The following is a 13,819-nucleotide window of genomic DNA, read 5'->3' as shown; positions in this document are numbered from 1 at the left end:
TTACCGGGACAGCCACTGATGCATGCGGCGGATGACCCATTCAGGGTCGTCCAGCGGCAAGTCGTGGCCCGCATCCGGGTGCAACTTGAGGATCCACTGCCAGCGCTGTTCCAGGGCCGCACTGCAACGCCAGTGCACAATCCGGTCACCCCGGCTGGCCAGCAGCAGGGCCTCCGGGAGCGGGCGTTTTTCGGCAGGGCGGAAACGGGCGGCTGCGGCGAGCTGGTTCAATGCGTTCCGGGCACTGACCGGTCGCTGGCGCTGGGTGCTGTACCACCGCTTGGCCAGTTCCAGGGGCACGTCGCGGTTGGAGGTCAGCCGAAGGATATCCCGCTCACGGTCAAACAGTTCCCGACGGGCCAGCAGCCGGAGAATTCTGGGCCAGGCACCCGGGCGCATGCGTTGCCAGGGCGGGCTGAAGCCGGAACTGGTATTGATCAGTACCAGATTCTGGATCTCACCCTCAGTCGCCTGCTGGGCCCAGTCCAGGGCGACCATTCCACCCATGGAGAGTGCCAGAAGGCTGAATGGCCGGGGAATGTGGTCGACCTGCCGGATTACACGCTGGCGGATCCCGGCGATGGTGTCCGGGCTGTCCTCGCGGAAGTGGACACCGGTACCGGGCAGGTCCACCGCATGAAACTGGTGCCCCGGAAACGCCTCCTGAAGGCGTGCGGGGAAGCTCCCCCAATGGGCCTGTTCCCGCGTCAATCCGCGCAACAGAATCCAGTGCATAGGTTCGTCCTGTCGGGTTACCACACCATCACGCGCTTATGGGATGTCCCGGTACCAGTGCATGATGGCCGCTTCCCTCAGCATGGACTCCTCCTCGTGAGCCGGCAACCAGTTCTCGTGGCTGGCCGCCGCATTCACCAGGAAATCCATCCAGGTAAGGTGGCTGCGCAACACCCGCTGGTGTCGGTGCGGCACCAACGGATTGAACAGACCATCCAGACGCAGCAGTTGCCGGGGTCGTTTCCGGATCCAGCGCCAGGATCCCATCTCGAGGGTCAGCGGCAGGAACACGCCGGCGTTCTCCCGGTTGACCTGCTTGTAGAAATAATCCCAGAGATCCCCGTGAGTGAGGTAGTGGCGGGACTGGGGTTCGAACCGGTAGTTGTGGTTCGGATAGGCCTTTTCCCAGATCAGTTTCAGCGCCATCACCGAGGCAATACGGCGCATGGGTCGACGACGATAAGCGTAAGGAAACCAGATCTGGTCCTGCCAGCCGAAGCCCGAGTGGCAATCGAGGGCGACACTGAACGGACGACCGGGGAGCAGTTCGCGGATCACCGTTTCCAGAGCCCGGTTTTCGGTTTCCATACCCTGCTCCGGATCGCCCGTGTACCAGGGCAGCCGGGGCGACAGGCGCTGTCCACCAAGCAGGAAGGCGCTGCGGTCCTGGGCGGTTATGGGCGCATTACGCATCAGGTCCACGCCGTTCGGGTTGCTGCGCTGGTTAAGATACATGCCGCCGGGGTTGAGAATCGGCAGCAGGGTAATCCGAACCGTCTGAAGTAGCTGAGCCAGGTGCTGATCCCAGGTCACCCGCGCCAGCAACGACCGCAACCAGGCCATCACCACCTGGCTGCCGATACGCTCAAGTCCGTGCACCCCGCCAACCACCAGCACCACCGGTGCATCCGGCCGGGTTGAACCGATATCAACCCGATAGATCGGCAGCGACAGCTCCTTGAGCGCGACCCGCTCGACCAGATCGGTGGTCACCAGCTCCGGTGCTTCTGCCAGCAGCCTTTCCAGACCCACCAGCTCCGGCAGAAAGGTGCGCAACAGCCGCCTCTGGCGACCATCCCGGCCAGCCTGTTCATTGGCAATCGCGGTGTGGGGTGTCAGGTCACGCAATTCAGTCATCGGCATCTCCGGTACAGGGACGCCTCAGGGTAACGGGCAATTGCTTCAGATTGTTGACGGTGTCGACAGCCGATCTGTCCGCAAACCGGACGGATTTTCGTTACACCCTTGTAACTGAGCTGAGGTTCGTTATCCTAAAGAGTAAGCAATAACCGAGACTTCTGTTTTGCCTGACCTCAACAGCACGCTGAAAACTGCTGTTATCCCGGTCCTTATGGACTGCGGCTCCCCAGTACTGGAAGTCACACCGGCAACGGTGTGTAACCTGGCGCCGGCCCCCGATCCGGTGCGACTACCAGAACCATTCTCAAAGAATCACAAACCCTGAAAAAGGAGAAGTGACTATGCGAAAGCTCACGTCTGCTGCAATGCTTTGCGCTCTATCCATTCCCGCCATCGCCCAGGCTGACTGCGGCGAGGTGTCCATCACTGAAATGGGCTGGGCGTCCAATACGGTGGTCACCAACGTTGCCACCTTCATCATGGAACAGGGCTATGGCTGCGATGTCACCATCGTGCCCTCCGATACCGTACCTGCCGTGACCTCAGTCGCCGAGAACGGTGAGCCCGACATTGTCACCGAGCTGTGGCTGAACTCCGCCGGCGAGGCCTACCTGCGCCTGGAAGAACAGGGCAAGGTCGAGCGTCTGGGCAAAGTCCTTGATCCGGGCGGTGTTGAAGGTTGGTGGATTCCGACCTACCTGGCCGAGAAACATCCTGAACTCAAGACCATTGAGGGCGTGATGGCCAACCCCGAACTCGTTGGCGGGCGCTTCAACAATTGCCCGGACGGCTGGGGCTGCCGCGTGGTCAGCGATAACCTGGTTCGTGCCCTGGACCTCGAAGACTCCGGCATTGAAGTATTCAACCACGGCTCCGGCGAGACCCTGGCGTCATCCATGGCCTCAGCCGTACAGAACGAGGAGCCCTGGTTTGGCTATTATTGGGGCCCGACGGTGCCGCTGGGCAAATACGACATGACCCGGGTCGATCTCGGTGAGATCAAGCCCAAGGTGCACCAGAAGAACCAGACCCCGGATGTGGACAATCCCGGTGTGTCTGACTTCCCGGCCGCCACGGTGCTGACTTCCGTTACCACCGACTTCAAGGAACGCGAACCGGAAGTGGCCGAGATGCTGAGCAAGCTGACTTTCCAGACCTCCACCATGAGTTCAATTCTGGCTTGGATGGACGAGAACAACGCGTCCGGCGAGGAGGCAGCAGTCTACTTCCTGACCAATAACCGCGATGAGTGGGCAAGCTGGCTGAACGACTCCGCCCGGGAGCGTCTTGCGAGCGTTCTGAACAACTGATCTACCTGCCCCGCCCGGGCCAACACTGTGTGGCCCGGGCAACCCTCCGCACAATCGAACCCAATTCAGACGCGCGCAGGAGAGACTGAACGCCCATGGCAACCTACGACCCGCTGTTTTCCGCCCTCGGCCTCGAAGACTGGTGCTCCGAAGGCAAGAGTGACGGCCCCATGTCGATGGCCGATCTGCTGGCTAAAACCAAGGGCAAGGAAGCCGACGACCCGTCCATCTGGGAGCTGCCGTTCCCGTCCATGGATGCATTGAACGAATCCTGCGCCGCGTTTCCCCAGTCCAGGGAACTGACCAAGGGCCTGGAGCAGGGTTTCCTGGCCATCAAGGACAGCCTCAGCCTGGTGCTGGATCCGCTGACCCAGCCCCTAAGCTGGTTCCTGGACGGTGCGCTGTACGCCATGCTGAACACGCCCTGGTGGATCGTTATCCCGGTTCTTCTGGGCATCGTATTTCTGGTTACCAAATCCTGGAAGCTGGTGGCGTTTGTCGGCGGCAGTGTCATGCTGCTCGCTTTCATCGACCACTACGACTACGCCATGCAAACGCTGGCGATCATTTTCGTATGCGCCTTCCTGTGCGTGTTGATGGGGGTGCCCATTGGCATTGCCATGGCCCGAAGCAATGCCCTGCAGCGCATGATCGTACCCATACTCGACATGCTGCAGACCCTGCCCCCCTTCGTGTATCTGATTCCGCTGATTTTCCTGTTCAGCGTCACCGAATCGAAGCTCTACGGCATCGCCATTATCCTGTACGCGATTGTGCCCGTGATCCGGCTGACCAACCTGGGTATCCGCCTGGTGGACAAGGATGTGATCGAGGCCGCCGACGCCTTTGGCATGACCCCGCGCCAGAAGCTTTACAAGGTCCAGATACCCCTGGCGCTGCCCAACATCATGGCCGGGGTCAACCAGACCATCATGATGAGCCTGGCCATGGTGGTGATTGCCTCGCTCGTGTCTGCGCCCGGTCTCGGGGTTCTGGTACTCCGGGGCATCCGAAATCTGGAGCTGGGCGTGGGCCTGGTATCCGGTCTCGGCATTGTCATCCTGGCCGTTATCCTTGACCGGGTGACCAAGGCATCGCTTGCCCGAATCAACGTTTCCCAGAAGCAGTGAGGAGCCAGGTCATGGCAAAAGACATCAAGATTTCGATCCGGAACCTCTACAAGATCTTCGGCCCCACACCCGATGTCGCCCTGGAATACGTGCGCAAAGGCATGGGCAAGGCAGAACTGCTGGAGCAGCAGAAACACGTGCTTGGCCTGCGGGACATCAACGTGGATATGCACGATGGCGAGATCACCGTGATCATGGGTCTCTCCGGCTCAGGCAAGTCCACGCTGATCCGCCACCTAAACCGCCTGATTGACCCCACGGCGGGCGAGATCCGGGTGGATGGCGAGGATGTCATGAGCTATTCGGAGGCACAGCTGCGCCGCCTTCGCCGTGAACGCATGTCGATGGTGTTCCAGAAGTTCGCCCTGTTGCCTCACAAAACCGTGCTGGAAAACGCCGGCATGGCCAAGGACATTCGCGGCTACACCACCTCGGATTTCGAGGCGGATGCCCGCAAGTGGCTGGCCCGGGTGGGCCTGGAGGGCAACGAACACCAGTACCCACACCAGCTCTCCGGCGGCATGCAGCAGCGGGTGGGCATTGCCCGGGCGCTGGTCTCCGACGCCCCGATCATGCTGATGGACGAGGCCTTCTCGGCACTGGACCCGCTGATCCGCTCCGACATGCAGGATCTGCTCCTGGAACTGCAGGGTGAGCTGCATAAGACCATCGTGTTCATCACCCACGATCTCGACGAAGCGCTTAAGCTTGCCGATCATCTGGTGATCCTGAAGGACGGCGAGGTGGTGCAGCAGGGCGACCCGCAGCACATACTTCTGGAACCGAACGATCCCTACATTGTCGACTTCATCAGCGATATCAACCGGGCCCGGGTACTCCGGGTGCGCTCGATCATGAGCAAATCCGGTCAGGCCGGCGACAACAACTACGCCGGCGATGTCACCGAGCAGGACAACCTCGAAACCGTGCTCAAGGTGTCTGAGGGTGACATGACCCTGTGTTTCCGGGTAATGCGGGAGGGCGAACAGGTAGGCACACTGCACATGAAGGATCTGGCGCGGGCTCTGGTGCCCACCGCAGCGTCTGCCGATCGGGACAAAAACGCCGCCTGAAGCCAGGCGACCGTTACAAAAGACGCGCCACGAACTATGCTTACAGGAGAAGTATCCCTTCCCTGCTGGAACGAAGATCGTGGCAAGAATCCTGTTCTGCTGCCTGGCCCTGTTCCTGGCTGCCTGCTCGGAGCCTGAGGATCCCCCCGTTCCGGTCATGGAAGTGGCGGCCGAGACCGCCACGGGGTTAGAACCGGAGTCAGAACCGGAGTTAGAACCTGAGCCAGAACCGGCGCCACGGTCACCCCGGACCATCACCATTGCCGCCGACCCCTGGTGCCCGCACAACTGCGAGGCCGGTACCGATCATGAGGGCTACATGATCGACATTACCCGGGAAGCGTTTGCCCGGGCGGGCATCGAAGTGGAATACGTCAACATGAGCTGGGCGCGGGCCCTGCAACTGGCCCGGGAAGGCCATATGGACGCCGTGGTGGGCGCACTGCCGGCGGATGCCCCGGATTTCGTGTTTCCGGAGGAAGCCATCGGCCATACCACCATCGCCCTCTACACCCATCCGGACAGCGACTGGCAATACGCCGGCGTCGAATCCCTGGCCGGCGTCATCCTGCTTGCCATCAACGGCTATGCCTACTCGCCGGAACTGGATGCCTACATTACCCGCTACCAGGACGATCCCGAGCGGGTCTGGATCCTGTCCGGGCCGGCCCCCCTGGGGCGGGCCATCGAATTGCTGTACAAGCGACGCTCCGATGTATTCCCCGAAGACCGCTTTGTCATGGCCTGGGAACTGGCACAGGGCGGCGATACCCGGACGCTCAGATTGGCCGCCGTGCTCCACCAATCGCCTCTGTATGTCGCCTTCTCACCAGCCCGCGATGAGTCCCTGCGGCTGGCCACCCTGCTGTCCGAGGGCACTCGGGCCCTGCAGGCCTCTGGCCGGGCCGAACAGATCCTCGGCCGCTACGGGCTGTCCTGGTCGGATTGAAATGCGCGGATAACCTTTCCCCCGGCGGAAGTCAGCAGCAATTCCCCCTGCTGTCCGATACGGATATCCGTTGCCGCCTGAAGAATATCCAGGAATCGCTGTTCCTGCGTCATCAGGGCTGGAGCACAGGCCATGCGCGTGGCGGCCACCTGCCCCACTTCAATACCCTCGCCCCTGAGTTCATAACTGCCGGTGTAGCGGTTGCAGGACGCCCGGCCGGCAATGCGGTTGTTGTCGAGAAACTCGATGGTGACTCGCGAGCGGTCAATGATACCGGTGTCGCCGATATCCTCGACAATCCAGACGGCTCCCCGGAATAGGCGCTGACGGTCGCCACCGCAGCCGCTGTAGGGCTCGCCATCCACAGTCAGGCGAACCTGGGCCGGATACTGGGCGCCGGACATGCTGTCCTGGCAGAGCTGCCGTGCGATGGTCAGGCTCACGTCCAGTTCATCAACGGTCGCTGTGTAGGTTCGACCGTGCCGGTTAGCGGTATCCAGGGTCACTGGCAGCCGGCGGGTACCCCGCTCTTCGAAGGGGCGGGTCAGCAGCAGTTCCCCGTCTTCAATGGTGGCGTGCCAGAATGGCTCGTTGCCCCGGGCTTCGAAGGGCATCTCGATATCGCCGGGCTTCAGGCATTCCGGGTAGGACCGCCCGCCGATGGTCAGGGTCGCCCGCTGGCCTTTGTTCCAGAACCGGGTGTTGTCATCGCCGGGCGCCACATACAGTGCCCCGGAGGCGCTTACCGCGGGTTTAAGTAGCAGGCGGCGGTCGAGGTAATTGATTCCGAGCAGATCGCTGCCCTCGGTGCCAGCCACCTGGATCTCCAGCTGGCCGCAATGGTAGGTTCCGAAGGAGGTTTCGGGTGCGCTTTCGGTATTGCCTCCGGGCAGCGTCGAGCAGGCGGAGGCCAGCCACCCGGCACAGGTAACGACGGACAGCGTCAGAACTCGTCGTAAATACATGGTCAGTTCCCTTGTTCGCATGATGTTCGGACCACAGTTTAAAGGGCATGGCCACCACAGGCCAATGCCATGACATCCCAAGCTTCTTATCCGGCGGCGGCGGCAGTATGCTAGCCCAAACCATCAGGAGGCCGCCATGGCGCTGAAACTCTACCAATTTGCCATTTCCCACTACTGCGAAAAGGTTCGCTGGGCCCTGGATTACAAGGGCATCAACCATGAGACAGTCAATCTGTTGCCGGGCCAGCACATCAAGACAATTCGCCGGCTGACCGGACGTGAGTCGTCAGTGCCGGTGATTGATCACAACGGCCAGGTTGTCCAGGGCTCCGCCCGCATACTGGACTACCTGGATGACACCTTTCCCGAGCATCCACTGACCCCGGACGATCCTGTCGAGCGCGAGCAGGCCCTGGCCTGGGAACGCCGGCTGGATGAGGAAGCCGGGCCGGCGATTCGCTGCTACTCCTACCACCATTTCCTGAAACGCCCCAAGGTGGTGGTGCCGATGCTGGCGGCGGGCACGCCTTTTTACAATCGCATTCTGCTCAGCCTGGCCTTCAGCCGGGTAGACGAGGTAATGCGCAATTGGATGAAAATCAATGAAAAAACTGCGGAGCAATCCCGGCTGACCATGGAGGGACTGCTGGCCGAGCTTGAGCAGATCTATGGCTCCCGGTCGTTCCTGGTGGGTGATCGCTTCTCCCGCGCAGACCTGACCGCCGCCGCGCTGTTTGCGCCCATGTTCCAGCCAGCCCAATACCCGGTGCCCTGGCCCAAAGCCAAGCGTATTCCCAAGGACATCCAGGCCTGGCTGGACCAGTGGCAACCGCAGCTGGCCGCCCTGGAGGCTGTCTACCGGGACCACCGCGGAGGCGATGCCAGCCCCTGAGCCGGGCCTGTCGGAAATGGTCAACGGAACTGGCGGGAACCGACATTCCCCGGCGCCAGTTCCGTGCCAGAGTATCAACACCATTCCCTGATCCCGGCGGTATTCCATGGCCCTGACCGACATGATGCTGGCAGTGCTAGAAGACAGTGGCCTGCTGTCCCTATGGCAGTGGGCCGCGCCCTGGCTGGCGCTGGACGAGCGGCAACTGATCTTCGTGATTGCCACCCCCCTGTTCATTGCCGTGACCCTCTGGGAATACCTGCGGATACGCCACAACCCCCGCCTGATGGATGCCCGCGAAGCGGTGCGGAATTTTGCCCTGGGCGCCGGCTACCAGATCACCGAACTGCTGTTCGCGGGGATCATTGCGTTTCCCGTATACGCCCTGTGTTACCACTACCGTCTGCTGGACCTGGAACTAAACGCACTCACCGCCTTCCTCACCTTTCTGGGTGTGGATTTCTGCTTCTACTGGATGCATCGGGCGAGCCACCGGGTGCGCTGGTTCTGGGCGGCACACGTGGTTCACCACTCCTCCGAGCGCATGAACTTCTCCACCGCCATGCGCCAGAACGCCACCAACATTTTCAACGGCATGTGGGTGTTCTACCTGCCCATGGCGCTGATCGGCTTCAATCCCGTGTGGATTGGTGTCGCCTATGCCTGTTCTCTGGTGTACCAGTTTTTCATCCACACCACGCTGGTAGGAAAACTGCCGGCCTGGGTCGAGGCGATCTTCAACACTCCCAGCCACCACCGCGTGCACCATGGCCGGAACCCTGGCTACATCGACCGCAACTACGGCGGTACGCTCATCATCTGGGACCGGCTGTTCAGCACCTTCGTGGACGAAAAAGCGCAGGAACCGCCGGTGTACGGCATCACCCGCCCCGTCGACTCCACCAACCTGATTGTGCTCTGGACCCACGAATACGTGGACCTGTTCCGCGACATGGCCCGGCCGGGCGGATTATGGTCTCGCCTTACCCATCTTTGGAAACCGCCGGAGTGGCAGCGCCCGGCAAAGGACGACAACAACAAGGAACCGGGCGGATATGACCGACACACACCCACTGAGTCTGGACACCCCTGACCAGCACACAATCACTGGCAGCCTGACGACACCCGCCAACCCTGCCGGCGTTCTGGTGATCAGCCATGGCATGGCCGAGCACGGTGACCGCTACGCGCCCCTGGCCCTCTGGCTTGCGGATCGGGGCCTCGCGGTCATCACCTACCATCATCGCGGCCACGGCACCCGCTGTCCGGCGACAGCCCTCGGCCATTACGCCGACACCCGGGGCTGGCTCCGGGTGATCTCTGACCTGCATCAGGTCATCCAGTACGCTCGGGCCCGTTTCCCCGGGTTGCCGCTGCACCTGTTGGGGCACAGCATGGGCTCGTTCATCGCACAGAGCTACGCGCAGCAGCACGGTGATACCCTGGACAGCCTGATCCTGAGCGCCACCAACCGGATTGATCGCCGCCAGCTGCTGGCGTCCGGGGCGCTGGTTCGCCTGATCCGGCTGGTGCGGGGCAAAGGCCACCGCAGCCGACTGGTGGCACGGCTGACCTTCGACCAGTTCAACCACCAGTTCCGCCCTAACCGGACTCCGGCGGACTGGCTGAGCCGCGATCCGGAACAGGTTGACCGCTACATTGCCGATCCGCTCTGCGGCTTCACCTGTACGGTGGGGCTCTGGCAGGATTTCATCGGAGGCATGCTCGGCATTCGCCCCTCGCTCTGGCGGAAGAACCTGCCCGTGCACCTCTTCTCCGGCACGGCAGACCCGGTCGGGGAAATGGGGCGGGGCGTCCGCCGTCATTTCCAGGCCATTCGCGAGGCAGGCATCGAGAACGTGACCCTGCGGTTGTTTGAGGGCGGGCGCCATGAGATGCTCAACGAAATCAACCGCGACGAAGTCTGGCAGTACTTGCATTCCCTGTGTCTGTACAGGGAAAATCAAGCCGGTCAGTCAGCCGCCTAACAGTAAGTCCTGCGCCATGCCAGAGCCCCGAGACGCCCAACGCCTGTTCCGCCCCGGGCCATGGACGACGTTCACGATGACGGTGCTGCTCTGGGCGGCGGGTACGCTGGCCATTGCGGGTGAAGTCAGTCTTGGCGTGGCCGCCAACTTTACCGACACCACCCGGGATCTGATCAAGCGCTTCGAGGCCGACACCGGCCACAGGGTCTCGGCCAGTTTCGGTTCCACCGGCAAGCTTTACGCACAGATTCGCAACGGGGCACCGTTCGACGTTTTCATGGCGGCCGACGCCCGGCGACCAGAGCTGATCGAACAGGCCGGCGCCGGAGTACCGGGCAGCCGGTTTACCTACGCCCGCGGCAGGCTCGCACTCTGGAGCCCCACAGCAGATGCGTTCAGCCGTGGCGAGGCCTATCTTGAAGAACAGTCTTTTGCGCGGCTGGCCATGGCCAACCCCAAGACCGCGCCCTACGGGCTGGCTGCCCGCCAGGTTCTGGAACATCTTGGCCTCTGGCAGCCGCTGCAGACCAGGCTCGTGCGCGGAGACTCCATCGCCCAGGCGTTCCAGTTTGTGGTCAGCCGCAACGCCCAGGCGGGCTTCGTTGCAATGTCCCAGGTCATCGCCTGGGAGGCGGCACTGGCGCCATCAGAGCGGGGCACGCTGTGGCAGATCCCGCAACGTCTTTATCAGCCCATCGACCAGCAGGCGATCCTGCTGGCCCACGGCGCCGATAATGACGCAGCCCGGTCATGGATGGCGTTCCTGCAGTCAGAAACGGCCATGGCCATTATTCGCGACTATGGCTACGACACCGGACAGACAACGGCTGAGTGATGCTCGAAACCTATTGGGACCCGGTCTGGCTGACCCTCAAGCTGGCCACCACTACCACCCTGCTCCTGTTGCTTGGGGGCACGCCCATCGCCTGGTGGCTGGCCCGTACCGAGCATTGGCTGCGACAGCCCATCGCGGCCATCGTCGCCCTACCCCTGGTGTTGCCACCTACCGTGCTTGGTTTTTATCTGCTGCTGGTGATGGGCCCCGAAGGCTGGGTCGGCCAGTTGACCCAGGCGCTCGGCATCGGCCTGCTGCCGTTTACCTTCGAAGGTCTGGTGGTGGCCTCCGTGATCTACTCCCTGCCATTTACCGTGCAGCCACTTCAGAACGCCTTCGAATCGGTAGGCGACCGGTTTCTGGAAGTGGCCGCCACCCTGCGTGCAGCCCCCTGGGACCGGTTTCTGTTCGTTGCCGTGCCCCTGGCCCGAAACGGTTTCCTGACCGCCGCCGTGCTGACATTCGCGCACACCATCGGTGAGTTTGGCGTGATCCTGATGATCGGCGGCAACATACCCGGCGAAACCAAGGTGCTGTCAGTTGCCATCTACGATCACGTGGAGTCTTTGGAATACCTTGAGGCCCACTGGCTGTCCGCAGGCATGGTGGTCTTTTCCTTTGTGGTGCTGGTCACCCTGTACGCACTGAACGGCAAGGCCCGTTCGGGAGCCCTGCGATGAGCGCCAGCGACACCATCTGTGCCCGCTTCCGCTGCGCTTTTCCGGGCTTTACCCTGAACGTTGACCTGACCCTTCCCGGCACCGGTATCACTGCCCTGTTCGGCCACTCGGGCTGTGGCAAGACCACGCTTTTGCGCTGCATGGCCGGCCTGCACAGTGCCGACGGCACCATGACCGTGCTGGGCGAACCCTGGCAAACGCCGCGAACGTTCCTTCCGGTCCATAAACGTCCACTGGCCTATGTCTTTCAGGAAACCCACCTGTTTCCCCACCTGAACGTGCGCAAGAACCTGGAATTCGGATATCGGCGCATCCCGGCAGCGGAACGCCAGATCAGCTTTGACGACGCCGTGCGCTGGCTGGGCCTTGAAACCCATCTGACCCGCATGCCGGCCGGCCTGTCCGGCGGTGAGCGCCAGCGGGTGGCCATTGCCCGCGCCCTGCTCACCAGCCCCAGGCTGCTGCTGATGGACGAACCCCTGTCGGCCCTCGACAAGGCGAGCAAACAGGAAATCCTGCCCTATCTGGAGCGGCTCAGGGACGCCCTCGCCATTCCCATCGTGTATGTGTCCCACTCCACGGCCGAGGTGGCCCGCCTCGCGGACCACCTGGTGGTGCTTGAGGACGGCAAGGTGGTGGCCAAAGGCCCGATGCGGGAAACCCTGTCCCGGCTGGATAACCCGTTTCGCCTCGACGATGACGCCGGCGTATTGCTGGAGGGGACCATCGCCGAACTGGATGATCACTGGCACCTGGCCCGCGTCGATTTCAAGGGTGGGTCACTCTGGCTGGGCCGGGACAACGGGATGCAGCCGGGTGACCAGGTGCGGGTCCGGCTGCTGGCCCGGGACATCAGCCTGGCGCTCGAGCGGCACGCCGACCAGAGTATCCAGAACCTGATTCCGGCAACCATCGACCGGATCGAGCCGGACGTTACCCCCGGCATCAGCATTGTGCGGCTGCTCGCTGGGCCAACTCCCGTACTGGCCCGCCTGACCACCCGAGCCGTGGACCAGTTGGCACTAGCGCCGGGTCGACCGGTGTGGATGCAGATCAAATCAGTGGCCCTGGCCGACTGACACCGGCGGCATGGCAGTTGGCCCGCTCTGCCATAGGGTCAGCCCGGCCTCGTGGTTACTCTGGGTCTGTCTTCAGCAGCCACGCAGGCCCAGATCGTGAAGGAACAGAGTGCACACTGGATTACCAGCGGAGACCTTGTCATCCACGCCGTCGCGGAGGGCCATCCGGCGGCCACGCCACTGGTGCTGGTGCATGGTTACCCGGACAATCATCAGGTCTGGGATCAGGTAGCCTCCGCCCTGAGCCGGGACTACCTGGTGATCCGCTACGATGTCCGCGGTGCCGGCCGATCCGACAAGCCCCGGCGCACCCGGGACTATCGATTGGCCGCACTGGCCGGCGATATGCAGGCGGTGGTGGACACACTGATCCCCGGCCGGGAGTTTCACCTGGTGGCCCACGACTGGGGCTCAATCCAGAGCTGGGAGTCGGTCACCGGAGGCCCGCTGCAGGACCGCATCCGGTCCTACACGTCCATCTCCGGTCCCTGCCTGGACCACGTCGGTTTCTGGATCCGGAGCCAGCTGGCGACAACCGGGGCGGAGGGGCTCGGCAAGGTCCTGCGGCAGTTCGCCAGTTCCTGGTATGTGTTCCTGTTCCAGATTCCACTGCTGCCCGAGGCCATCTGGAACGCCGGCCTCGACCGCTACTGGCCAGACTACCTCCGGACCCGGGAAGAGGTTCCCGATGCCCGTTTCAGCGACGCGCAGAAGGCAGACGGGGCCTATGGCGTGAAACTGTACCGGGCCAATTTCCTGCCCAGGTTGCTGCGGCCGCGCCCAAGGGTGGCAAGATGCCCCGTGCAGGTGCTGGTGCCAACCCGTGATGCCTATGTTGGTCCCCATCTGAACGAGCACCTGGAGCGTTGGGCCGGCAAACTGACGGTCCGGGAACTTGATGCGCCCCACTGGGCCCTGTTGACTCAGCCTGAGGCGGTATCCGGCGCGGTCCGGTCATTTATCACGAGCCAGGCCTGAACGCCCGACCATCGAGTAGGAGGGGGAGTTACCTCCCCCGTCCTCTCACACCACCGGGCATACGG

Annotated in this window: 14 protein-coding genes; 11 read left to right on the top strand and 3 right to left on the bottom strand. The window is 62.6% G+C overall.

What is annotated here, in order from left to right; all coding sequences use genetic code 11:
- Together ACFC20_RS08930 and ACFC20_RS08925 are read right to left on the bottom strand one after the other, a co-directional pair.
- On the bottom strand, nt 1-735 hold the full coding sequence (locus ACFC20_RS08930; RefSeq protein WP_375192693.1) for an alpha/beta fold hydrolase: 735 nt from the start codon (nt 733-735) through the stop codon (nt 1-3).
- A gap of 36 nt (nt 736-771) precedes the next feature.
- A complete protein-coding gene (locus tag ACFC20_RS08925) occupies nt 772-1,872 on the bottom strand; it encodes a M14 family zinc carboxypeptidase (protein ID WP_375192692.1) in 1,101 nt (366 codons plus the stop codon).
- Nucleotides 1,873-2,216: 344 nt separating this feature from the next.
- On the opposite strand from ACFC20_RS08925, the gene ACFC20_RS08920 reads away from it, so the two are divergent.
- The 4 genes from ACFC20_RS08920 to ACFC20_RS08905 all read left to right on the top strand — a co-directional run bounded on the left by ACFC20_RS08920 (nt 2,217) and on the right by ACFC20_RS08905 (nt 6,337).
- Complete coding sequence (locus ACFC20_RS08920) at nt 2,217-3,185, top strand: ABC transporter substrate-binding protein (RefSeq protein WP_375192691.1); 969 nt, start codon at nt 2,217-2,219, stop codon at nt 3,183-3,185.
- Between the two features lie 95 nt (nt 3,186-3,280).
- Nucleotides 3,281-4,315, top strand: a complete 1,035-nt coding sequence (locus tag ACFC20_RS08915) for an ABC transporter permease (RefSeq protein ID WP_375192690.1) — start codon at nt 3,281-3,283, stop codon at nt 4,313-4,315.
- Nucleotides 4,316-4,326: 11 nt separating this feature from the next.
- Nucleotides 4,327-5,388 carry a glycine betaine/L-proline ABC transporter ATP-binding protein gene (locus ACFC20_RS08910; protein WP_375192689.1) on the top strand — a complete coding sequence of 354 codons (1,062 nt, stop codon included), beginning with the start codon at nt 4,327-4,329 and terminating at the stop codon, nt 5,386-5,388.
- Nucleotides 5,389-5,467: 79 nt separating this feature from the next.
- Nucleotides 5,468-6,337: an ABC transporter substrate-binding protein gene (locus tag ACFC20_RS08905; RefSeq protein WP_091988291.1), complete on the top strand. Its 870-nt coding sequence runs from the start codon at nt 5,468-5,470 to the stop codon at nt 6,335-6,337.
- Here ACFC20_RS08905 and ACFC20_RS08900 read toward each other — a convergent pair.
- Complete coding sequence (locus ACFC20_RS08900; protein WP_375192688.1) at nt 6,313-7,302, bottom strand: META domain-containing protein; 990 nt, start codon at nt 7,300-7,302, stop codon at nt 6,313-6,315. The genes ACFC20_RS08905 and ACFC20_RS08900 overlap by 25 nt on opposite strands.
- 136 nt (nt 7,303-7,438) lie before the next feature.
- Between ACFC20_RS08900 and ACFC20_RS08895 the strand changes: the two genes are divergently transcribed.
- The 7 genes from ACFC20_RS08895 to ACFC20_RS08865 all read left to right on the top strand — a co-directional run bounded on the left by ACFC20_RS08895 (nt 7,439) and on the right by ACFC20_RS08865 (nt 13,754).
- Complete coding sequence (locus ACFC20_RS08895) at nt 7,439-8,194, top strand: glutathione S-transferase family protein (RefSeq protein WP_375192687.1); 756 nt, start codon at nt 7,439-7,441, stop codon at nt 8,192-8,194.
- A 106-nt stretch (nt 8,195-8,300) separates the two neighbouring features.
- Nucleotides 8,301-9,287: a sterol desaturase family protein gene (locus ACFC20_RS08890; RefSeq protein WP_375192686.1), complete on the top strand. Its 987-nt coding sequence runs from the start codon at nt 8,301-8,303 to the stop codon at nt 9,285-9,287.
- Entirely contained in the window at nt 9,250-10,182 is a 933-nt protein-coding gene (locus ACFC20_RS08885) for an alpha/beta hydrolase (protein ID WP_375192685.1), read from the top strand. Before ACFC20_RS08890 ends, ACFC20_RS08885 begins: the two co-directional genes overlap by 38 nt.
- A 16-nt stretch (nt 10,183-10,198) precedes the next feature.
- Complete coding sequence (gene modA, locus ACFC20_RS08880) at nt 10,199-11,017, top strand: molybdate ABC transporter substrate-binding protein (RefSeq protein ID WP_375192684.1); 819 nt, start codon at nt 10,199-10,201, stop codon at nt 11,015-11,017.
- Entirely contained in the window at nt 11,017-11,697 is a 681-nt protein-coding gene (gene modB, locus ACFC20_RS08875; RefSeq protein WP_375192683.1) for a molybdate ABC transporter permease subunit, read from the top strand. The genes modA and modB overlap by 1 nt, the downstream gene beginning before the upstream one ends.
- Nucleotides 11,694-12,776, top strand: a complete 1,083-nt coding sequence (modC, locus tag ACFC20_RS08870) for a molybdenum ABC transporter ATP-binding protein (RefSeq protein ID WP_375192682.1) — start codon at nt 11,694-11,696, stop codon at nt 12,774-12,776. The genes modB and modC overlap by 4 nt, the downstream gene beginning before the upstream one ends.
- A 96-nt stretch (nt 12,777-12,872) precedes the next feature.
- The gene (locus ACFC20_RS08865; protein ID WP_375192681.1) at nt 12,873-13,754 is read left to right on the top strand and encodes an alpha/beta fold hydrolase; all 882 of its coding nucleotides are present in this window, start codon (nt 12,873-12,875) and stop codon (nt 13,752-13,754) included.
- Nucleotides 13,755-13,819: the final 65 nt, after the last annotated feature.

This window comes from Marinobacter sp., assembly GCF_041984545.1.
In the GTDB taxonomy this organism is placed as follows: Bacteria; Pseudomonadota; Gammaproteobacteria; order Pseudomonadales; family Oleiphilaceae; genus Marinobacter.
The sequence above is the reverse complement of the archived record's forward strand: the minus strand, read 5'-3'. Positions and strand labels throughout refer to the sequence as shown.